21 protein-coding genes are annotated in these 20,858 nt (G+C 64.7%); 8 read left to right on the top strand and 13 right to left on the bottom strand.

All coding sequences use genetic code 11. The features are described 5' to 3' along the window. Positions 1 to 81 precede the first annotated feature (81 nt). The 3 genes from LGH83_RS09650 to LGH83_RS09640 are packed head-to-tail and all read left to right on the top strand — an operon-like array spanning position 82 to position 3,278. Positions 82 to 1,578 (top strand): AMP nucleosidase, encoded by a 1,497-nt coding sequence (locus LGH83_RS09650; RefSeq protein ID WP_413771133.1) that lies wholly within the window; start codon positions 82 to 84, stop codon positions 1,576 to 1,578. 15 nt (positions 1,579 to 1,593) lie between these two features. Further along, positions 1,594 to 2,847 (top strand): aconitase X, encoded by a 1,254-nt coding sequence (locus LGH83_RS09645; RefSeq protein WP_227401601.1) that lies wholly within the window; start codon positions 1,594 to 1,596, stop codon positions 2,845 to 2,847. Beyond that, the gene (locus LGH83_RS09640) at positions 2,844 to 3,278 is read left to right on the top strand and encodes an aconitase X swivel domain-containing protein (RefSeq protein WP_227401600.1); all 435 of its coding nucleotides are present in this window, start codon (positions 2,844 to 2,846) and stop codon (positions 3,276 to 3,278) included. The genes LGH83_RS09645 and LGH83_RS09640 overlap by 4 nt, the downstream gene beginning before the upstream one ends. On the opposite strand, the gene miaA is transcribed toward LGH83_RS09640, so the two are convergent. Then, positions 3,264 to 4,208, bottom strand: a complete 945-nt coding sequence (gene miaA / locus LGH83_RS09635) for a tRNA (adenosine(37)-N6)-dimethylallyltransferase MiaA (RefSeq protein WP_227401599.1) — start codon at positions 4,206 to 4,208, stop codon at positions 3,264 to 3,266. The genes LGH83_RS09640 and miaA overlap by 15 nt on opposite strands. 16 nt (positions 4,209 to 4,224) lie before the next feature. Between miaA and serB the strand changes: the two genes are divergently transcribed. The 3 genes from serB (at position 4,225) to mce (ending at position 6,547) form a co-directional block, all read left to right on the top strand. Then, the gene (gene serB, locus LGH83_RS09630) at positions 4,225 to 5,133 is read left to right on the top strand and encodes a phosphoserine phosphatase SerB (RefSeq protein ID WP_227401598.1); all 909 of its coding nucleotides are present in this window, start codon (positions 4,225 to 4,227) and stop codon (positions 5,131 to 5,133) included. Positions 5,134 to 5,138: 5 nt separating this feature from the next. Beyond that, positions 5,139 to 6,038, top strand: a complete 900-nt coding sequence (locus LGH83_RS09625; RefSeq protein WP_227401597.1) for an EamA family transporter — start codon at positions 5,139 to 5,141, stop codon at positions 6,036 to 6,038. 62 nt (positions 6,039 to 6,100) lie between these two features. Further along, complete coding sequence (gene mce / locus LGH83_RS09620; protein ID WP_227401596.1) at positions 6,101 to 6,547, top strand: methylmalonyl-CoA epimerase; 447 nt, start codon at positions 6,101 to 6,103, stop codon at positions 6,545 to 6,547. 81 nt (positions 6,548 to 6,628) lie between these two features. On the opposite strand, the gene LGH83_RS09615 is transcribed toward mce, so the two are convergent. The 3 genes from LGH83_RS09615 to oiaX form a co-directional block, all read right to left on the bottom strand. Next, a complete protein-coding gene (locus tag LGH83_RS09615) occupies positions 6,629 to 7,288 on the bottom strand; it encodes an NAD(P)-dependent oxidoreductase (protein ID WP_227401595.1) in 660 nt (219 codons plus the stop codon). A gap of 200 nt (positions 7,289 to 7,488) precedes the next feature. Continuing rightward, positions 7,489 to 8,841: a four-carbon acid sugar kinase family protein gene (locus LGH83_RS09610; RefSeq protein ID WP_227401594.1), complete on the bottom strand. Its 1,353-nt coding sequence runs from the start codon at positions 8,839 to 8,841 to the stop codon at positions 7,489 to 7,491. Further along, a complete protein-coding gene (gene oiaX / locus LGH83_RS09605) occupies positions 8,834 to 10,114 on the bottom strand; it encodes a 3-oxo-isoapionate-4-phosphate decarboxylase OiaX (protein WP_227401593.1) in 1,281 nt (426 codons plus the stop codon). Before oiaX ends, LGH83_RS09610 begins: the two co-directional genes overlap by 8 nt. A gap of 196 nt (positions 10,115 to 10,310) precedes the next feature. Between oiaX and LGH83_RS09600 the strand changes: the two genes are divergently transcribed. Beyond that, a complete protein-coding gene (locus LGH83_RS09600) occupies positions 10,311 to 11,039 on the top strand; it encodes a transcriptional regulator NanR (RefSeq protein ID WP_227401592.1) in 729 nt (242 codons plus the stop codon). Here the strand turns inward: LGH83_RS09600 and LGH83_RS09595 are convergent. The 6 genes from LGH83_RS09595 to LGH83_RS09570 all read right to left on the bottom strand — a co-directional run bounded on the left by LGH83_RS09595 (position 11,036) and on the right by LGH83_RS09570 (position 17,273). Beyond that, on the bottom strand, positions 11,036 to 12,067 hold the full coding sequence (locus LGH83_RS09595) for a Gfo/Idh/MocA family protein (RefSeq protein WP_227401591.1): 1,032 nt from the start codon (positions 12,065 to 12,067) through the stop codon (positions 11,036 to 11,038). The two genes, LGH83_RS09600 and LGH83_RS09595, sit on opposite strands and share 4 nt — an antisense overlap. Next, positions 12,064 to 13,128, bottom strand: coding sequence for an ABC transporter permease (locus tag LGH83_RS09590; RefSeq protein WP_227401590.1), 1,065 nt, complete (start codon positions 13,126 to 13,128; stop codon positions 12,064 to 12,066). Before LGH83_RS09590 ends, LGH83_RS09595 begins: the two co-directional genes overlap by 4 nt. Before the next feature lie 4 nt (positions 13,129 to 13,132). Then, complete coding sequence (locus tag LGH83_RS09585) at positions 13,133 to 14,722, bottom strand: sugar ABC transporter ATP-binding protein (protein ID WP_227401589.1); 1,590 nt, start codon at positions 14,720 to 14,722, stop codon at positions 13,133 to 13,135. Further along, entirely contained in the window at positions 14,719 to 15,369 is a 651-nt protein-coding gene (locus LGH83_RS09580; protein WP_227401588.1) for a DUF2291 family protein, read from the bottom strand. The genes LGH83_RS09585 and LGH83_RS09580 overlap by 4 nt, the downstream gene beginning before the upstream one ends. A gap of 60 nt (positions 15,370 to 15,429) precedes the next feature. After that, positions 15,430 to 16,362, bottom strand: coding sequence for a D-ribose ABC transporter substrate-binding protein (locus LGH83_RS09575; protein ID WP_413771132.1), 933 nt, complete (start codon positions 16,360 to 16,362; stop codon positions 15,430 to 15,432). A gap of 83 nt (positions 16,363 to 16,445) precedes the next feature. Beyond that, on the bottom strand, positions 16,446 to 17,273 hold the full coding sequence (locus LGH83_RS09570) for a phosphogluconate dehydrogenase C-terminal domain-containing protein (protein WP_227401587.1): 828 nt from the start codon (positions 17,271 to 17,273) through the stop codon (positions 16,446 to 16,448). A gap of 238 nt (positions 17,274 to 17,511) precedes the next feature. Between LGH83_RS09570 and LGH83_RS09565 the strand changes: the two genes are divergently transcribed. Beyond that, complete coding sequence (locus LGH83_RS09565) at positions 17,512 to 18,237, top strand: hypothetical protein (RefSeq protein WP_227401586.1); 726 nt, start codon at positions 17,512 to 17,514, stop codon at positions 18,235 to 18,237. Here the strand turns inward: LGH83_RS09565 and msrP are convergent. The 3 genes from msrP to holA form a co-directional block, all read right to left on the bottom strand. Continuing rightward, complete coding sequence (gene msrP / locus LGH83_RS09560) at positions 18,230 to 19,204, bottom strand: protein-methionine-sulfoxide reductase catalytic subunit MsrP (protein WP_227401585.1); 975 nt, start codon at positions 19,202 to 19,204, stop codon at positions 18,230 to 18,232. The two genes, LGH83_RS09565 and msrP, sit on opposite strands and share 8 nt — an antisense overlap. Before the next feature lie 79 nt (positions 19,205 to 19,283). Then, positions 19,284 to 19,793: a DUF3833 family protein gene (locus LGH83_RS09555; RefSeq protein ID WP_227401584.1), complete on the bottom strand. Its 510-nt coding sequence runs from the start codon at positions 19,791 to 19,793 to the stop codon at positions 19,284 to 19,286. A gap of 26 nt (positions 19,794 to 19,819) precedes the next feature. Next, the gene (gene holA / locus LGH83_RS09550; RefSeq protein WP_131113211.1) at positions 19,820 to 20,857 is read right to left on the bottom strand and encodes a DNA polymerase III subunit delta; all 1,038 of its coding nucleotides are present in this window, start codon (positions 20,855 to 20,857) and stop codon (positions 19,820 to 19,822) included. Between the last annotated feature and the right edge of the window lies 1 nt (position 20,858).

Raw genomic sequence — 20,858 nt, 5'->3', positions numbered from 1 at the left:
GCGCGCGACCTGACGCGGCCGCGCTCGTTGTTGTGGTCGGACCGACTTCGATCCGGCGGGACAAACCAGACGGGGGCGCGGGTGCGGACCGACGAACTCAGGCCGATGGAGACGATGGACTCGCCCGCCGAAGCGGTCGGGCGGCTTTGCTCCCTCTACGCCAGTGCGACAGAGGCCCTGCGGTCATCGCTGGCGACGTTCCTCGATGGTGGGGCGGCGCCCGATCACACCACCCGCCTCACGTTTCGGTATCCCGAGCTTCGCGTCACTTACGCCCCGGGCGGCCCGATGCCGCGCATCAAGCGGGCGACCGCCAAGTTTCAGGGCCCCGGCATTTATTCGACCACGGTCACACAGCCGGATTTTTTCGCGCCCTATCTGCTCGATCAATTGAACCCGCTGGTGAACGACTATGGTGCGACGCTCGAGGTCGGCGTCAGCGCGCAGGAAATTCCCTATCCTTATGTGGTCGAGCCCGGCGCCGATCTGGCCCGGAGCGGCAAGACATCGGCCGATCTCGCCCATCATTTTCCGACCCCGCTCCTGTCGGCCGTGGGAGACGAGATCGCCGATGGGCTATGGCAGATCCCGGAAGGGGACGATTCGCGGCCTCTGGCGTTGTTCGACGCCGTTCGGGTGGATTTCTCGCTCCGCCGGCTCGTCCATTACACGGGGTCGGATTGGCGCAACACCCAGCCTTGGATCCTGCTGACCAACTATCACCGCTATGTCGATCAATTCGTTCGCGTCGGTCTCGCTACCTTGGCGCGGGGCGAGGGTGGGTTCGATCGGCTGATCCTGCCGGGCGGCGTGACGGTCGAACGGCACGAGGCCGCCAGCGCCGATCCGGATGCCGTGATCGCCGCCTCGCCGTGGCACCGCTACCAGATGCCGGCCTATCACCTCGTCGGGCGGGACGCCTCGGGCGCACAATATGGCAAGACGCTGATCAACATCGGGGTGGGGCCGTCCAACGCCAAAACCATCACGGATCATCTGGCGGTGATGCGTCCGCATTGCTGGCTGATGGTCGGTCATTGCGGCGGCTTGCGGCAATCGCAGACCATCGGCGACTATGTGCTGGCGCATGGATACCTGCGGCGCGACCGCATTCTCGATGACCTCGTGCCGACCGACGTGCCCGTACCGGCCCTCGCCGAAGTGCAACTCGCGCTTCAATCGGCCGCTGCCGCCGTGACGGGCGAGTCACCGGATGATCTGAAGCAGCGGCTGCGGACCGGTACGGTGGTGACCTACGACGACCGTAACTGGGAACTCCGGTTTTCGCAGGAGCGTCGCAGCATCAATCTGTCCCGGTCGATCGCGGTCGATATGGAAAGCGGGACCGTGGCGGCGCAGGGCTACCGCCTGCGCGTCCCCTATGGGACGCTGTTGTGCGTCTCCGACAAACCTTTGCACGGCGAGATCAAACTGCCAGGTTCCGCCAGCGCATTTTACGAGCGTGCGGTCGCCGAACATCTGCTGATCGGCCTCGCGGCACTCGACGTCTTGCGGCTCGATCGATCGGGCTTGCATTCGCGCAAGCTGCGCAGTTTCGACGAGCCGCCGTTCCGCTGACCGAGGATCGTTGGCATGGCGCTCCACCTCTCCGACCATGAACGCGAGGTCGCGGCTGGTGCCGACGGCCCGGCGATCGCGATGCGGATCGTGGTCGAAACGGCTCGGCTGATGGGCGCCTCCCGATTGATCCCGATCGCCTCGGCCCATATTGACGGTGCGCTCTACCATGGCGATTCAGGCACGCTCTTTGCCGAGCGTCTGGTCGAAGGCGGCGCAAAAGTCGCGGTGAGGGCGACCCTCAACGTCGGCTCGCTCGACCTGACGGGCTGTTCGCAAAACCGTCTACCGCCGGCCGAACGCGCCATGGCGCGGCGGATGATGACCGCCTATCGGACACTCGGCTGCGAACCGACCTGGACCTGCGCGCCCTATCAGGCGGGGCATCGCCCGGACCAGGGCAGCGACGTCGCCTGGGGCGAATCCAATGCCGTCGTGTTCTGCAATTCGGTGCTGGGCGCGCGCACCAACCGCTATGGCGACTTTCTCGACATCGCCTGCGCGATCGCCGGCCGCGCACCCGATTACGGTCTGCACCGCGCCGAGAACCGTCGCGCGCGCGTCGTGGTGGATGTCTCGGCGCTTGGAGCGGCGTTCCTCGCCTCCGATGTCGCATGGCCGATCCTTGGCAGCTTCTTCGGCCGTGCCGTCGGCGAGAGCGTCGGGGTCGTGACCGGTGTCCAACGTCATCCGGGCGAGGATGCGCTCAAGGCCTTCGGAGCAGCATCGGCCTCGGCCGGTTCGGTCGGGCTGTTTCATGTTGCCGGCGTGACGCCGGAGGCGCCGGACCTCGAGACCGCACAGGGCCATGAACCACCCGAGGCGCTGATCGTCGTGACGCCCGCCATGATGGCCGATGCGCGGACGCGGCTCTCGACCGTCGGGGCAGCCGGTGCGATCGATGCGGTCGCGATCGGCAGTCCGCATCTTTCGGTCGGCGAGTTCGACCGGCTCGAAGCGGGATTGGCAGGGCGCCGGCTTGCGGTTCCGCTCTACGCCTGCACCGGCCGCCATGCCCTTGCGGTGCTGGAGGCGAACGGACGTCGCGCGTCCCTCGAGCGCGCCGGGGTCGTGATCGTGGCCGACACCTGCGTGGTGGTGACGCCGATCCTGCCCGAAAAGCCCGGCGCCGTGCTGATGACGAATTCGGGTAAATTCGCTCATTACGCGCCCGGTAACACCGGCTATGGCGTCATCTACGGCTCGCTGGCGGACTGTATCGAGAGCGCCGTCTTTGGCCGTGCGGTTTTTACGGACGCGCTGCAATGAGCGGCTCGACGTTGGAGACGGTCGCGGCCGACATTCTGGTGCCAGGAGCTCCCGTGAGCGCGGCGGCGCTGGTCCTCAGCGCGCCGATCAGCTTCTGGGGCGGGGTCGATCCGAAGACCGCGCTGATCGCCGACGTTCGCCATCCCGAACACGGGCGCTCGATCGAAGGTTTCGTGCTCTGTCTGCCGGGCACGATCGGCTCGTCGTCGGCCGCGGCGGTGCTGCTCGAACTCGTCTATGGCCAACGCGCGCCGGCCGCTCTGATCCTGCACGAACCCGATGCGATCTTGCTGCTCGGCTTGATCGTGGCGCGTGAGATGGGCTGGCCGACCCCGATGGCGCTCCGTTTGGACCGGCGTCATTTCGACGGCTTTCGCGAGCAGAGGCCGGACGTCTCGGTCGAGGGCCAAGTGCGATTAGCTCGACGCTGAGCCGACATTGCCCAACAGCAGCGCGAGAGCGGCCGCATCGTCGGGCTGCACCGCCGTAAAATCCAATTGATGCCGCGCGAAGGTCATCTGCCGCTTGGCATATTGCCGGGTCTGCAGCTTGGCGGCCGCGATCGCCGTGTCCAGCGTCAGTGATCCATCGAGATAGGACAGGAACGAGGGGACGCCGAGCGCCCGCATGACCGGGAGCGCCGGATCGAGCCGCCTCCCGGCCAAGGTCGCGACCTCATCGAGCGCCCCATCCGCGACCATGCGGTCGAACCGGGCATCGATGCGGGCATTGAGGGCGGTTCGCTCCGGCGTCAGGCAAAGTCCGATGACGTCGGTGGCCGGTAAGACGGGGGGCTCCCGATCACCCTGGAAGCTCGCCAAGGATCGACCTGTCGCCTCGAAGACCTCAAGCGCGCGGATGATGCGTTGCGGGTCGGTCGGCCGCAACCGGGCTGCCGTGGCCGGATCGAGCGACGCCAGACGGTTATGCAGCGTCGCGACCGGCAGGCTTTCCGCCTCGCGTCGGACCCTGTCACGCACTGCCTGCGGCACGGTCGGAATGGCCGACAGCCCTTGTGTCAGCGCCTTGAAATAGAGGCCGGTGCCGCCGACCACGATCGGGAGCTTGCTCGCCTGGCGGGCCGCCGCGATCTCGCTCGCGACCTCGGTCAGCCAGCGCGCCACGGAATAGGGTGTGGCCCCGTCGACGTGGCCGAAAAGGCGATGCGGCGCTTGGGCAAGATCGACCGCTCCCGGGCGGGAGGACAGCACCGTGAGATCGGCATAGATCTGCATCGAATCGGCATTGATGATGGTTCCGCCATATCGTTGCGCGAGCGCGATCGCGAGGGCGGACTTGCCGCTGGCCGTCGGGCCTGCGATGAGGATGGCCTCTGCCGCGCCGTTCCCATCCCGCCTCATCGAGCCGTCCTGTCTCATGCCATCGATCACTCCCCCTTGTGTCGCCACGATCGTCGCTCGTAAAGGCTCGGGTCTTCTCGATCGATCCCGTATCGCCGAGGCCTTCGCGCTGCTTCCCGACGCAGCGGAACCGACATGGCTGGCGCCAGCCGAGGCCGCAGACATCGCATTCACGCCGGGCGATGAGACAATGTCGGCGGTGAAGTCTCGGCTCGAGCATTGGGGACGATCGCACGAGATCGACGTTTTTGTGCAGCCCCAGGCGACTCGACGAAAAGGCTTGCTGCTGGCCGACATGGATTCGACCCTGATCGGTCAGGAATGTATCGACGAACTGGCCGATTTCGCCGGCCTGAAAGCGCATGTCTCAGCCATCACCGAGCGGGCCATGCGAGGCGAGATCGCGTTCGAGCCCGCTTTGCGTGAGCGCGTCGGGCTGCTGGCCGGGCTGCCTGTTTCAATTGTCGCGACAGTCTTGGCCGAGCGCATCACCTTGACCCCGGGTGCGCGGATGCTGGTGCAGACCATGCGGGCGCATGGCGCCTATTGCGCGCTCGTGTCCGGCGGTTTCACCCTGTTCACGGGGCCGGTGGCCGAGCGCCTCGGTTTCGATGAGAACCGCGGCAACGTGCTGCTGATCAAGGATGGGACGCTCACCGGGCAGGTGGCGGACCCGATCCTCGGGCGCGAGGCCAAGTTGCACGCCTTGATCGAATTGCGGGATCGGCTCGGTCTGACGGCCGACGCCACGATGGCGGTCGGGGATGGTGCCAACGATCTCGCGATGCTGGGCGAGGCAGGGTTCGGCGTCGCCTTCCATGCCAAGCCGGCCGTCGCGGCGGCGGCGCATGGGCGGATCGACCATGGCGATCTCTCGGCGCTTCTCTACGCCCAGGGCTATACGGCCGCCGACATCGTGTCCTGACGTTCGTGGACGCATCCGCGGCAGACATCCGAACGGCCGGCGGCCCCTCGCGTGCGGTGTCGATCGGCATCGTAATCGTGGCGATGAGTTCGTTTCAACTCGGCGCTGCGCTCGCCAAGCAGCTGTTTCCGCTGGTTGGTCCGCAAGGCGCGGCCCTGCTGCGAATTGGGCTCTCGGCCATGATCCTCTGGGGCCTGACGACGCCCTGGCGCAGCCGCTTCAATCGATCCGAAACGCGATCGCTGCTGGTTTATGGCATTGCGCTTGCGGCGTTGAACTCCTTCTTTTACCTCGCAGTGCAGCGCATTCCGCTCGGCATTGCGGTGGCGATCGACTTCATCGGACCCCTCGCGGTCGCGATCGGCTATTCGCGGCGCTGGCTGGACGGCTTTTGGGTGGTTTTGGCGGCGTGCGGGATCGCCTTGCTGTTCCCCATCGGTGGGTCCGTCGCGGCGCTCGACCCGATCGGTGTCGTCTATTGTCTCGGCTCCGCCGCCGCATGGGCGGTCTACATCCTCTATGGCCAGAAAGCGGGCGAGACGGTCCCGAGCGGACGCGCCACGGCGATCGGGCTCGGGATTGCGTCGCTTCTGGTGCTGCCGTTCGGGGTCGCCGAGGCGGGCGGCATGCTGCTGTCGTGGTCGGTGTTGCCGATCGGGCTTTTGGTCGCGGTTCTCTCCAGCGCCTTGCCCTATAACCTCGAAATGGTTGCGATGAAGCGGCTGCCGACGCGGTTGTTCGGTGTGCTGATGAGCCTTGAGCCGGCCTTGGGCGCGCTGTTCGGCTGGTTGATCCTCGGCGAGGATCTGACGCTCCGCCAATTCATTGCCATCGCTTGTGTGATCCTCGCCTCGGCGGGCGCGACCCTGACGGCCTCTCGCGTCGTACCCGCGACGGACGGATAAGTAGAGCGCTCGCGCGGCTTCTGCTAGAGCAGCCGAACGCTGCCGCGTCCATGAGGTCGACCATGCTGAAACGCTTGAATCACGTCGCCATCGTGGTGCCGGATCTCGACAAGGCCGTGTCGCTCTACCAGAACGTGCTCGGGGCCCATGTGTCGGCACCCCAGGATCTGCCGGAGCATGGCGTCACGGTGGTGTTCATCGATCTGCCCGGCAGCAAGGTCGAACTGGTCGCGCCGCTGGGCGATGCGTCGCCGGTCGCGACGTTCCTGGCCCGCAATCCGCAGGGCGGCATGCATCATCTTTGTTACGAGGTCGATGATCTCATCGACACACGCGACCGGCTGCTCACGCAGGGTCTGCGCGTTCTTGGCGATGGCCAGCCGAGCATCGGCGCCCATGGCCGCCCGGTGTTGTTCCTGCACCCGAAGGATTGCGCCGGAACGCTGATCGAACTCGAGGAGGTCCGGGCCAAGCCTGTTACGCTCGGCGACCTCCCGGGATCGGAGTGAATCTAGATCGAGGCGATCGGGCGCCTGGCGATGCGACGAGAGCGTCGATCGGTCGACGATCCCTGCATCGCGCCTGACCTTCTAAGGTTGGTCCCTCTTCGCATAGCAGCTTAGATCGCAGGTATGAATCGCCGTCGCGTCCTGAACCGTGCGGTAGTTGTAAGCCGCGCAATCGCCGAAGGTCGCCACGCTGAACTTCGACGTGGATCGCTTCAACACACCTTTCGAGGCGCCGTTGGAGCCGATACCGGCCCGGTGCACCATCCACTCCAAGTCGCGGGCGTCTTCGGCCAGATATTGCATCACGGCTTCATTGTCCTCGTGCTGGCCGATGAAGCCGCGGGCGAGCGTGTTTCGGATGGTCCATAGAATGGGCGAGAGGTGTCCCTTATAGGGTCTGCTCAAGCCGCCGGCCTGATAGAGGAAGCGTTTGACGCCCTGTCGCCGCATGGCGGGGACCAGCGTGTGGACGAAGGCCGTGTTGATCTTCGTGACCCGTTGGACGGCCACGTCTCCTAGCATCGCGACGACGAAATCGACCCCGGCCAGCAAGCCGTCGATATCGGCGATGTCGGTGATCGACCCTTGATGAACGCTGAGTTTCGGGTTCTGTGCCGTGAGTTTCGCCGGGCTTCGGGCAAAAGCTTTGACTGAATGCCCGTCCTTGAGCGCCAGCGACACGAAATGCTGTCCCGTCCCGCCGGTGGCGCCGAACACGAGGAACGTCGATGGTGCGATCATGTTTCTACCTGCTCGTGGCCCGATCAGCCGCTATTCCGGCGAGACATAGTCGGTTGACCGACATTGTCGATAAAGCAAGCCAGCTTTGGCACCCAACCCGGCCGCTCCGTCAAGCTTTGCCTTGAAGCGGAACCGTGACCACCAATCCGATCGCACCTGTCCGGCGTGAAGCGAGCGGGTCAAAACCGCCGATTGCCGCCTTAGGGCGTTGGCGCAGACGCTCCCCCCTCGCGGATCAGACAGAAATAATCGTCATTGCCGACTTGCCCGCCCTTGAGCGCGATCTCCAAACCATCGAAAGCCGCATGGTCGCTGAACGCCTTGCACAGCGGGGATCCGGGCGTTTGCGGCAAGGGTAGCTTGGTTTCGAGCGCGAAGACGTCGAGTTCCCGCAACGCATGGCTCGACGTGTCGCCACCTGCGATGACGGCGCGTGTCAGCGTTTCGGCTTCCACGAGCCGTCGCAGAATACGGCCCAAGGCGACGCCGATGGCATGGCGGCCGCCCTGGGCTGGATCGAGCGACGCGCCAAGGTCGCTGTCGGGCCCGAGAGCCGTATAGAGAATGACGCTGCGGCCGGTCTGCAGCACCGCCAGCCCACGATCGATGGCGTCGGCGATCGCTATCTCCCGATCCGGACCGCTGAGGCTTTGCGCGTCGATGTGAAGGCCGATGAAGCCGTGGTCAACCGCATGTCTGATCTGGCGTGCGGTGGTGGGGGAGCAACTCCCGGACACGACGGCGATCCGCTCGGCGCGGCCTGGATGCGGAAAGGCCATGCTGCCGCCGATCAAGCCTGCCGCGCGCCAAGCACCGAGCAGCGCATATTCGACACCGGACGAGCCGACCACAAACGAAGCCTTCCGCCGCAGCCGCCAGAGGTCTTGGCCCACCGCTGCTTGTGTCCTGGCATCGGCGACATCGAACATCACCACACCGTCGCTAGCCGCCAGCAACGCGTCGACGCGAGCCGAACGATCGTCGGCCACCAGCATGGCGAGATCGACGAGAGCGATCCGGCGCTCGGTCTGGCGGGCGAGATGCAGCCGCAGGTCGGCCTCGTGCATCGGGGTCACCGGGTGCCGGCTCATCACGGGATGACGGTCGATCCGATAGGTAGCGCCCTGATAGGCCGCGAACAGCGTTCCGAAGGCCGTGTAGCGCTTTAACTCCGGCGCGCCGATCACCAATGGCACGTTGGCTTGGCCGAAAATCTCGGCGCCGATCTCGATGGCGCATCCGATGCTGCCGATTTCCGGGCTGGAATCGAAGGTGGAACAGACCTTGTAGTGGCAGATCTCTGCACCGAGCCCATGCAGCCATGCGAAGGCGGGCGTGAGATGCCGCCGCATCCAGTCGGGCGTTTCGCTGCGGCTGGTTCCGGCGAGGCCGATCGCACGGGCCTCGCTGAACCGTGCGCGTTGCTCAACGGTCGGCTGCTGCATGAACAGGACGGTCGGCACGCCGTGCTGGGCGAGCGCCTCCATGGCGTCGGTCGAGCCGGTCAGATCGTCGCCATAGAAAGCGAGAAGCGGCGTATGTGGATCAAGCATCCTTGGCGGAGCCTCCGAATTTCGCGATCGATTGGGCGAGGTCCGGGTGAGTCTCGGCATAGGCCGCGAGCGGAATCTCGGCCACGGCGGCCTCCCACGCCTGCCGGACGGCCCGCACGCCCGCGGCTGGGCCGCCGGGGTGGCTGACGATGCCGCCGCCGCAGAGATACATGAGATCGACCGTTCGGCCGGTCCGCCGATAGGTCTCCGGCGCCTGCCCACCCCATTGGCCCGAGCCCGCGACCGGCAGCACCCGATCGGCGTCCGAGAAGATCGGCGTCGTCACGGCCTCGAACGAGGCTACGAACGACTCGTCCGGCTCCCAATATTTCACGCCGATGCCGTTGATCTGGAATTGGTCGACGCCGAGCAGCCGCCAGAGTTGCTGGTAGACCGCAAAATCAAAGCCGAGCCCTGGATGCCGGGTCAGCACGTCCCATCCGGCGCGATGCGCGTGGAGTGCGAGGCTCGATCGTTTGCGGAGGAAGGCCATGCCGCCGAAGCCGATCGACTGGATCGCCACCACGGCGGCATTGCCGCCGGCTTTGACGATGATGTCGTGGTCCCGCACCATCCGTTCGGGGTCGTGGCTCGTCAGGTTGAAGGCATACATCACCTTCTTGCCGGTCTTCTGCTCGTGGTCGAGAATGATCGGCATGATGGCACCGACACGGTCTTCCAGGCTGGAATAGGCCGGGCTCATCAATTTCTCATCGTCCTTGATGAAGTCGACATCCGCCTCGACAAGGTCGCGCACCAAAGCAGCGGTCTCGAGCGGCCGCAGGCCGAGGGCGGGCTTGACGATCGTGCCGATGATCGGGCGGTCGTAGACCCCGGTCAGTCGGCGGCTGCCCGCGATGCCGAATTGCGGGCCGGGATGATCGCGGCCGAAGGCATCCGGCAGCGTCAGGCCAACGATGCGAAGGCCGGATAGACCTTTGATCGAGAAGGCCCCACCGAGCGCGATCGTCGTGAGCGCCGCAAGATCGGTCCCAACGGCATCGAGCGGGAATTCGATGTCGACATCGGCCCGCCGAACGGGGCCTGTGGCGCAAGCCTCGGGCCATGATGGCCGATCCACTGATGCGAGCGGCCGGATGGACGTGACGCGGGCCGCGACGCGGGCTTTGAGTTCAGGCGTTTCGCCGGGCACGTCCACGAAGGTTCCGGTCGACTGATCGCTGGCGATCTTGGCCGCGATGGCGTCGATGTCGCCCGACGTTTCGAGCCGGTAGGTGACGCGGATCACCTCGCGTGGTTGCGGTGATGGCATGATCTCCTCCCATTCTCGTGCCGAGCCTTGACGATACGGGCCGCATCGCTGGTATGATGACCATGCCTTTTGTGATGGAGCTGCTCCTCCCGTGTCAACGAGGATCGGCATAGCGTCTCGGCTCGCTTTCGCGATAAACGATCGTTGCACCGGGCGCCGTCCAGACGGTCGACAGCATCAATCAAGGCCGCAAACCATGTCGGTTCCCGATCCCATCATCCGGCGCAAATTGTCCGACGAGGTCTTCGATCGACTGAAGGCGATGATCACCAGTGGCGACGTCCGGCCGGGCGAGGCCATTCCCTCCGAGCGCGATCTGATGGAGCGGTTCGGCGTCGGGCGTCCCGCGATCCGCGAAGCCATGCAGGCACTCAGCAATATGGGGCTCTTGTCGATCTCGCATGGTGAGCGTGCGAAGGTCCGTCAATTGACGGCTCGGTCGTTGATCCAGCAGGTCGATATGGCGGCCAATATCATGCTGACCACATCGCCGGACTCGCTGGACCATCTTAAAGATGCGCGCCGCTTCTTCGAACGCGGCATGGTGCGGGAGGCGGCCTTGCGTGCGACGCCGGACGACATCGCGCAACTCGACGCCGTGGTCGATCGGCAGCGCGAAAGCCTCGGTCAGGCCGAGGCGTTCATTGCCGCCGACATGGCATTCCACACGCAAATCGCCGCTCTGTCGGGCAACCCGATCTATGCGGGCGTCAGTGAAGCCATGCTGAACTGGCTGAAACACTACCACACCCATGTGCTGATCTGGACCGGCAAGGAAACCCTGACCCTGTCCGAACATGCGGAAATCATCGCGGCGATCGCGGCACGTGACCCCGACCAGGCGGAAACCGCGATGATCCGTCATCTCGATCGATCGAGCGGCCTCTACACCCACCATGGCAGCAATCCTGAGCGATCGTCTTAAATCTCAGCGGTCGCGACCCACCGCTCCTCGGATGCTCCGGCATAGGCGGCTTCGACCAGGGCCAGGGTCTTGAGATTATCGCGGCCCGACGTGGCTGGCTCCGTTCCGGTGCGAAGGGCTGCGAGCCAGTGACGTTGGATCAGCATCACGCTCTCCTGAATATTGTGCCAGGGGCGTGACGCCCAGGGTAGGAGCGGGGGCGACACATCCTCCACGCTCGTGCCGTCCACCGTCGTGATAGTCAGGCGATAGCCTTGCGAGAGACGGAGTGTGCCAAGCGATCCGTCGACCTCGACAAACGTCTCGGGGAAGGGCTCGGGCGCAAGTCGGGTCGCATAAGAGCAATCGACGATCGAGGTCAGGCCGTCGACGTGATCGAGCATCATGGTGGCGACGTCCTCGCCCGCGATCGCCGGATTGACGCGCCGTGTTCGGGCCGTGAGGCGGGTGACGTCGCCGAACAGGAAGCGGGCGACATCGAGCACATGAATGCCGAGGTCCTCGATGATGAAGCGCGACCCCGTCGCCAGATAGGGCTGGCCGCTAAACACATCATAGGCGGAGCGAAACGACACGCGCCCCCAGAACGGCTGGCCGATCCGGCCCGTCTCGATCGCGGCTTTCACGGCCAGGATGGCGCTCTGCCAGCGAAAGTTTTCATGCACCATCAGAGGCACGCCCGCCGCATCGCAGGCCGCCACCATGGCGCGTGCATCCGCCATCGACGCCGCGAAGGGCTTCTGACAGATCACCGGGACGCAGTGGGCCGCCGCGAGTTCGACCAGGGCGCGGTGGCTGGGCACGGTCGTGGCGATGTCGACGAAGTCGAGCCGCTCCCTCGCGAACAGGTCCGCCGCATCCGTGTAGCGGGTTGCGATATCGAAGGCGTCGCCGACCTCGACCAACCGCGCGGGATCGCGGTCGCAGATCGCCACGATCGTCGCATCCGGAAGATCGCGCCAGGCGTGCAATTGGTTGAGGGCGAAGAACCCGCAGCCGATGACGGCGCCGCGCAGAGGGGTGCTCATGACTGCTTGGCGACCTGCATGAGCGCAACCCGCTGCTGGAGCTTGCGCTGGGCTTGATCGACCACGACGGCCGCAACGATGACGAGGCCCTTGATGACGGTTTGCCAGAACGAGCTGACGCCCATCATGACGAGCCCATCCGAGAGAATGCCGATCACGAAGGCGCCGATGACCGTGCCGCCGACGGTGCCGCGACCGCCCGACATGGAGGTGCCGCCGAGGACCGCCGCCGCGATGGCGTTGAGCTCGAACGTCTCGCCGGTGGCGGGATGAGCGGCCATGAGCTCGGACGCGATGATGAGGCCGACGATGGCGGCACAGAAACCCGAGAACATATAGACGAACATCTTCACGGAATTGACCCGGATGCCCGACAGCGCCGCCGCACGTTCGTTGCCGCCGACCGCGAAGATATGGCGCCCGAGCGGTGTGGAGCGGGCCACATAAGCGGCCACCAGCGCCACCACCAGCAGCGCCCAGACCGCATAGGGCAGGTTGAGGAACCGACCGCCTCCGATGACGTCGAAGCCCTGGTTACCGAGTTGCGGCTTACCGGCGAGGTTGGGGAACGTTCGACCGTCCGAGAGCAGCAGCGCCGCCCCGCGCGCGATATAAAGCGTCCCCAGCGTCGCGATGAACGGTGCCACGTTCAGCCGGGTGATCAGAAGCCCGTTGATCCAGCCGATGAAGATGCCGACCGCGAGGGTGACCAGCACGGTTTCGGGGACGCTGAACCAGACCGTGTAGCCGACCGGTAGCACCAGCCCGTTGAAGAGAAGTCCGCCGGCCACCATCGAGCAGAGGCCGACGATCGAGCCGACCGAGAGGTCGATGCCGCCGGTGACGATCACGAAGGTCATGCCGATCGCCAGGAAGGCGTTCAGCGCGACATGTTTCGCCATCAAAATCAGGTTGGCGCTCGACATGAAGTTCGGTGCCAGGATCGAGAAGACGATCAGCACGGCGAAAAGGGCGATGAAGGTGCGAAGCTTCATCACATTGAGCAGCAGCGAACCGCTGGTGGCGCTTGCGCGGGAATTGGCCTGCGGCACTGCCGTCATGATCTTAAGGTCCTTCAACAGCGATCGAGGGCGGCGTTGGGGCGGGTGCGTGGCCCTGCGCCGAAGCGGCCACGACCTTGGCTTCAGTCGCGTCGGTCCGGTCAAACAAGGCGGTCAATTTGCCGTTGCTCATGACGGCGATGCGGTCCGAGAGGGCCATGACCTCTTCGAGATCGGACGTCACGAAGATGATGCCGAGCCCCTGCGCCGCGAGCCGCCGCATGGTGAGGAACACATCCGCCTTGGCGCCGACGTCGATGCCGCGGCTCGGCTCATCCATCAGCAGCACCTTGGGACGGGTCAGCAGGGCCTTGCCGATCACCACCTTCTGCTGATTGCCGCCGCTGAGCGAACTCACCGGCAGCGACGGATCGACGACCTTGATCGAGAGATCCTTGATGATGCCGGTGACGGCGGCCCGCTCGTCGGCGCGCTGGATGTGGATGCCACGGACGTAGCGTGACAGGCTCGCCATGGTGAGATTTTCGGCGATCGACAGGATGCCGACCTGCCCCTCGCGCTGGCGATCCTCCGGAATGAGCGCGATACCGCTTTGAATGCGGCCTGCGACATCGAGCGCCTGCACGGCCTTGCCCTCGACCGTGACTTTGCCGGTCGAGTTGCGCTGACGTCCGATGATGCAATCGAGCAATTCGCTGCGGCCCGCCCCCATCAGGCCGTAGACGCCGAGAATTTCCCCGGCGCGCAGGTCGAGCGACACATGGTCGACCGCGAGGCCGCCGGTGATGCGCGGCAGGCTGATATCCTCGGCCGTGAACACGACGTCGCCGATCGTATGACCGATGCCTTTGGCAAAATCCTTTGCGTCCTGCCCGATCATCTGGCGGACGATCCAATGCGTGTCGACGTTGGCCATCCGGTCGTGGCCGGTGATGCGACCATCCCGCAGGACCGTGATGGTGTCGCCGATGCGGATCAATTCTTCGAGGCGATGCGAAATATAGACGATGGCGACGCCCTGTCGCTTCAGGTCGGCGATGACGCGAAACAGAACCTCGACCTCGGTGGCGCTGAGCGCCGAGGTCGGCTCGTCCATGATGAGGATGCGGGCGTTCTGCGACACCGCCTTGGCGATCTCGACGAGCTGCTGCTGGCCGATCCGCAGATCCTCGACCATAGCGCGGGGATCGATGTCGGTTTGGAGCCGCCTCATCAGATCGCCGGCGCGGCGAATCTGTTCGGCATGATCGATGCCGCGCAACCCGCGCCGGATTTCACGCGTCGCGAAGATGTTCTCGGCCACCGAGAGATTGCCGAACAGGTTGAGTTCCTGAAACACCATGCCGATGCCGCAGGCCACCGCATCGGCCGTCTTGTTGAAATGCACCTGCTTGCCATCGAGCATGATGCGGCCGAGCGTCGGTTGCTCGACGCCCGCGATGATCTTCATCAGGGTCGATTTACCGGCGCCATTCTCGCCCACCAGGACGTTGACCAAGCCCTTGCGGACATGGAACGTCGCGTGTTTGACCGCCAGCGTGCCTGAGTAAGCTTTGGAGACGTCATCGAGCGTCAAAATGATGCCGTTCGGATCGAGGTCCGCCGTCGCGCTTGTCTGGTCGGCCGCGCTCACGGCTTGGCCCCGACCGTGATCTCGACCGGGGTGAAGAGTGGCGCGGCGCCGGCAGTTCCGGCCTGAAACGCGCCGAGTGCGGTCACGTGAGCGCCGATGAGATCCTGTCGCGGCAGTTTGGCGAGCGTCGTCGCATTGGCTTTCGCATTGAGTGACTTGCCGAATTGGGCGTAGTCGACCTGGTTCTTGAACGACCCAAACGGTCTGGTCGTGACCGTGTCGCGGATCGTCGTTCCGCGCACCACCGGCCCGATCTGCACCGTCACGAGCTTCCCCGCTGCCGTCTTGATGTCGAGCGTCGCGGCGCGGGACTCGGTGTTGGCGGCCGTCACGGTTCCGTCGAGCTTGGCCACATAGGTCCAGGGGCCGCCCGTTGCCGTCTCGCGAAAGCCGAAATGGTCGCCGGCCGCATCTGGATTGGCCGCAATCGCATCGGCGACCTCGTCATAAGGGCCGGCCTTGGTCCGCAGCGCGGGAAGGATCGTCGTGTCCCAATCCGTATCGACCATTTTGGCCGGATCGAAGGACGCATCGTTGATGAAGACCGAGGTCGCGGTCTGCGAGGGGTCGACAACGGCCGTCTTCTCGATCTTGCAGCCCGCAAGCAAGGCCGCGACACCGAGGCAGGGCAGAAGGAAAAGGCGCATCGGTCACCGTGCTTAGGGGCGGGGAAGGGAAGCGCCGCACGGGCGCCTCCCGGTCACGTCTCAGGGCTTGAGCTGGAAGGTCTCGAGCATCGGAGCATTGGCCTTGGTGATCAGCACGCAATCCATCAGCTGCTTCTCGGGCTGGCCCGTCGATTTGGTCTTCAGATATTGGTCGGCCTGCTCGACGGCCATCTGGGCTTGGCGGAATGCCGGCTGCAAGACGGTCGCCTTGATGGTGCCGGCCATGATCTGGTCGCGCACGTCGTTCGAGCCATCGAAGCCGACCACGATCACGTCCGGGCGGTTCGCGGCCTTCAGAGCGGCTTGCGCGCCCATGGCCATCGTGTCGTTGCCGGCGATGACGCCCTTGAGGTCGGGATGCGCCTGCAGCAGGGCTTCCATCTTGGTGAAAGCCTCGGGCTGGCTCCAATTGGCCGATTGCGTCGCCAACATCTTCATGTCGGGATAATCGTCCATCACGTCGTGATAGCCCTTCGATCGAATATGCGCGTTGACGTCGGCGTCACGGCCGGTGAGCTCGACGTACCCGCCCTTTTCGCCCATGGTCTTCACAAATTCCTGGCCGCCGAGTTGGGCGCCTTGGTAGTTGTTCGACACGATCTGCGACACCGCGATGCCGGTCGCATTGATCTCACGGTCGATCAAAAACGAGGGAACGCCGGCCTTTTTGGCGTTCTGGACGGCTGCGACGCTGGCGTCCGATCCGGCATTGTCGAGAATGATGGCTTTTGCGCCGCGCGTCACGACGCTGTCGATCATTTGCAGCTGCTTGCTGGTGTCGTCGTCATGCGACAGCACGATCGTCTCGTAGCCCAGCGCTTCGGCTCGGGCTTTGGCGCCATCCGCTTCCGCCTTGAAAAACGGATTGTCGAACGATGGCGTGATGATGGCGATGAGATCCTTGGCCTGGGCTTGTGCCCCGAACAGGACGGTGCTGGCCATGAGCGCACCGAGAATTGCCCGCTTCAACATTGTTATGGTCCTCCCGTGATGATCGTTGTGGGTTGTCTTGTCGGGCCTTCGTGCGATGAGGCCGCTTGGTCGGTGCCGGCGCGTCAGGTGATGCGCTGGATGCTCGCCGCGATCTCCTGCGGTTCGAACACGCGTTTCCAATCATCCTTCATGAGCACCGGCTTGCCGAATTCGATGGCCTTGTTGCAGGCATCCGAGAACAATCCTGGCCGTTCCTCGAAGATGACCGAGGCGAGCACGTTCATATGACCGAGCAGGAAGTCGCGGGCGGCATCCTTCGGCACGCCGCGGGCGATCACGTCGTCCATCGCGTCTTTCATGACGACCAGCAAGGTGGCGCAGACCGTTTCGGACAGGCCGGGTTCGAGCAATGCCATCTGCTCGACGGTGACGCGATGCGAGCGCATGACCGGCGCCCAAATCACCTTGGCAATCTCCTCGCCGAGCGCGTAGGCGCTATCCGGACCCTGCATCAGCGAGCTGACGATATGCTGCTTGGCCGCGACGCCTCCAAAATAATCGGTCTTCGCCTCCATGTCGGTTTCGTCGTTGAAGATCGGCGGATGGCACGGGTGGGTGACGAAATAGATGAGATCCGCGCGCTCCGGCAGATGCCCTGCAAAGGGCGCGGCGGCGTCCAACGCCACCACCATCGTGCCCGCCTTGAGGCTGGGCGAGATGGCATGCGCCACCTTGCCGATGATCGTGTCGGGAACCGCGAGGACGACGACATCTGCGCCGTCGAGCGACTGATCCTGCGGCACACAATCGATGCCAAGGTCATTCTTCAGCCGCGTGCGGCCAGCGTCGCTGACCTCGATATGCCTGACATCGAACCGCGAGCCCTTGAGGTTGCTGGCGAGCCGGTAGCCCATTTTGCCGCCGGCACCGAACAATGCAATCACGGTCATCGCGTCTCGCTCCCTGCAGCGCATCGCCAAGGCGGCTGCGCTCGATGCTGCACAATCGAGCGGTGTGTCAAGGGGCGGGCTTGGCGCGCGACCCCGTTTCGGCATCGCTGTCGTGCCTTTCATCAACCGTATTCAAAACTGGTATGATGAGTCAACCAGATAACGGATGAGACGATGCGTTGCGACGAGGCGACCTGCTGGCGTAAGCACGAGCCCAACAGCATCAGGGCGATTCGCGATGTCGCAATGGCGAGACCAGAAGAACGAACAGGCGCGCGCACGGCTTTTGAAAGCCATGCCGCCGATCTTTCCTATGGCGGTGTCGGTTCACGCATTCGGCCGGCCGCTCATTCCGCCGCTGCCGCGCCTCGCCGTCGCGAGTTATTGGCGTGCGCATCCGGTGCGGGCCGACCGGTTGTCGCGGGCTTTGGCGCAGCGCAGCGGCGCGCCCGAAGGCTGGACCTGGCGACTGTCGACCGCGCCGAAATCGGGGTTGCCGATGAGCTTTCGCGTGCCGCCGGCGCCTTATCGCGAGAGCGCGCTGACACGCGGGGCGGGCCATTGCTGCGTCTGCGGTCAACCGGTCTTTAAATTCGGCTGGCACCGCGATCTATGGGGCGATGGCAAGCCCAATACTCGTGCCCGGTGGCACGCGTGCTGCGTGGAAGCCTGGCGTCTCTGGCTCGCGCCGACCGCGCAGGCGAACGTACTGCGGCGGCTGCAGAAGCGGAAATGCCCAGAGACCGGAACGCGCCTTTTGCGCGCCGCCGAGGTCGATCACCGGACGCCGCTGTTCGAGGTGTGGCGCGATCATCGGGAGGTGAAGTGGCCCGCGCTTCTCGCCTATTGGGGGTTTCCCAACCTGCAGGCGATCAACCGGGCCTCGCATGTCTCCAAATCCGCCGCCGAAGCGGCCGGGCGCGCGACCCGCCGGGCCTCGGCGGCAGACACCATCCTCACATGAAGATGTTTTCGCCCTTGATGTCCGTATAAAGCGCCGCGACTTTCTCGGCATAGCCGTTGTAGATCATCGTCGGGCGGCGTTCGCTCGTGCCAAGCACTTCCTCGGTGGCCTGGCTCCAGCGCGGATGCGGCACGCCGGGGTTCACATTGGCCCAAAACCCATATTCGTTGCTGGCGAGCCCCTGCCAGAATGTTGTCGGGCGCTTGTCCGTGAACGTGATCTTGACGATCGATTTCGCCGATTTGAACCCGTATTTCCACGGCAGCGCCAAACGCAACGGCGCTCCCATGGCTTTCGGCAGCGGCTTGCCGTAGGCGCCCGTCACCATGAAGGCGAGATCATTGGTGGCTTCGGCCATCGTCAGACCCTCGACATAGGGCCATGTATAGACAAAACCGCGCTGGCCCGGCGCCATCTTGGGATCCAGGAACGTCTGCACCTGCATATATTTGGCCGAGCCGAGCGGCTTGGCAAAATCGACCAGCGCCTTGACCGGAAAGCCGGTCCACGGCACCGCCATCGACCAGGCTTCGACACAACGATGCCGATACAATCGCTCCTCGAGCGGCATTGCCTTGAGAAGATCGTCGATCGCGATCTCCTTCGGCTTGTCGACCATCCCATCGATCGACACCATCCATGGCCTGATCTTCAAGGCTTGCGCCGCATCGGCGATATGCTTGGTCTCGCCATATTCGTAGAAGTTATTGTAGTTCGTGTTGACGGCTTCCGGCGTCACGGCTTGCGAAATCGTATAGGCCGGGTTGGCCTTCGCCGGGTAGAGCGAGGCCGACGGATCGACTTCGCCGGCCGCCATGGCGCCTCTGGGAAGTCCGATGATTCCGGTGCCAAGGGCCGCACCTGCGAGGGCGGCACCGGCCACGAAGGACCGGCGATTGAGGAAGACGTGTTCGGGCGTGGCGTCGCGCTCGGCGATCGACCATGTTTCACGGTGACGAATGAGCATCTTTGGTCCTCGTAAGCGCGCAGACATTGGGCCTTGATTAAGAAATGCGCAGATGTGGCGTTAATTCCACCGCTGCGGCTCAATGCCCCGATTTGACGATCGTCATTCTGGTCGTGCCGACCCCTATGAACAGATACGAGACGTCGCCCGTCATCGTTACGGTCGTGGGTGAGATTTGTTCGAGCCGATCGTCGAACGACAGGGTCCAGATCTTACCGGTCGGAAGCCGCGTTTTCGCGGTGTATTTCATCCGTATCGTGTCTCCTTCCTGCGAAATAGCGGCCTCGCCGATGAGGTCGTCGCGGTGACCGACGAGGCGTCCGTCGGCGGTCTTCTCGAAGGTCCAGACGATGTGTTTCTTCTCGCCGTCCGTATAGAGGAGGTCTTCGATCAGTGTGCCGCGCGGGCCGTCCCAATTGGCCTTCATGGTGGCTTTGAATTCGCGATGCGTGCTTTCGCGATTGTTATCCACGCTGCCGGTTCCGGTGAGACTCCCTTTGAAGAACATGTCGAGCCGCAGCGGCTCCGCTCTGGCGACTTGGGGCAGCAGCAGGCTAGCCAGCACGGCAGGTGCGAGATATCGAATCATTCAGGGTTCCGACGTAAGAGGGTGGGTCATCCGGCGCCGGGACGGCCCTGCATCGACAGGGCGATGGCCCAGAGGGTGCGGAGTGCGAGGCTCTGGGCAAGGCCCGGTTCGCGCCTCGCCTTTCCGACAGCCTCGCCGAGCCGCATCACGGCGCGGCCCAGCGCTTCACCGCTGCCGAGCTTCAATTGGCGTTCAATCGCCGATTTACGTTTGAACGAGATGCCGACGCGGGCCGCGGTGCCCATCACCTGATCCAGCGATGCGCCCCCGATGAGGTCGAGCTTGGCGCGATGCAGCCATGTGGCGTGTCGCAAGGCGAAGCCGAGCAGCACGCCGGCCTCCCCGCCGTGGCCAAGCACCCGCCTGGCCGCCTGTTCGATGGCCGGAAGGTTGCCGGTGAAGGTGGCGTCGATCAGCGCATCGGTCGCGATGGCGGACGCGTCGGCCACCACGGCTTCGACATCGTCGAGCGTAATGGCGGGCCGGCCGTGGGCATAGAGCGTCAGCTTGGCGATCTCGGATCGGCTGGCCAGCCGATCCGCGCCGAGCAGAGCCGCCAGCATCTGCTTGGCGGCGGGCTCGATCGTCATACCCGCCTCGGCCGCTTCGGCGTCGATCAGCCGAAGCACGTCGCGCTCCTCGTCCGGGTAGCATTCGATCGCGACGGCGGTTCGGCCGCGCTCGAACAGCTTGCGGAGCGGCGCGTCCTTCTTGAGGTTGCCGGCCTCGACCAGAACCGGGCAGGGGGAGCCGGACCCAAGGTGATGCTCGAGCGCAGGAACGAGCGCCTTGGCGCCCGCATCGACCAGAATGGCGCGCTTGCCGCCGAACAAAGGGATCGTGTTGGCCTCGTCGGCGAGGCGGCCCGGATCGCTCGCGACATCGTCTCCGGAAAGCCGCACCATCTGAAACGGGTCGTTCGGATCGTCGACCAGCAGCTTGCCGATCCGGCGCACACGTTCGCTCACAAGGCCGAGGTCGGTGCCGAAGACGAGATAGGCCGAAAAGCCCGCGACATCGCGAGCCATGAACCGGTCCGCCTCGTGGCTCTTGATCGCGACCATG

The organism is Lichenihabitans sp. PAMC28606 (assembly GCF_020616535.1).
GTDB lineage: Bacteria > Pseudomonadota > Alphaproteobacteria > Rhizobiales > Beijerinckiaceae > Lichenihabitans > Lichenihabitans psoromatis.
The sequence above is the reverse complement of the archived record's forward strand: the minus strand, read 5'-3'. Positions and strand labels throughout refer to the sequence as shown.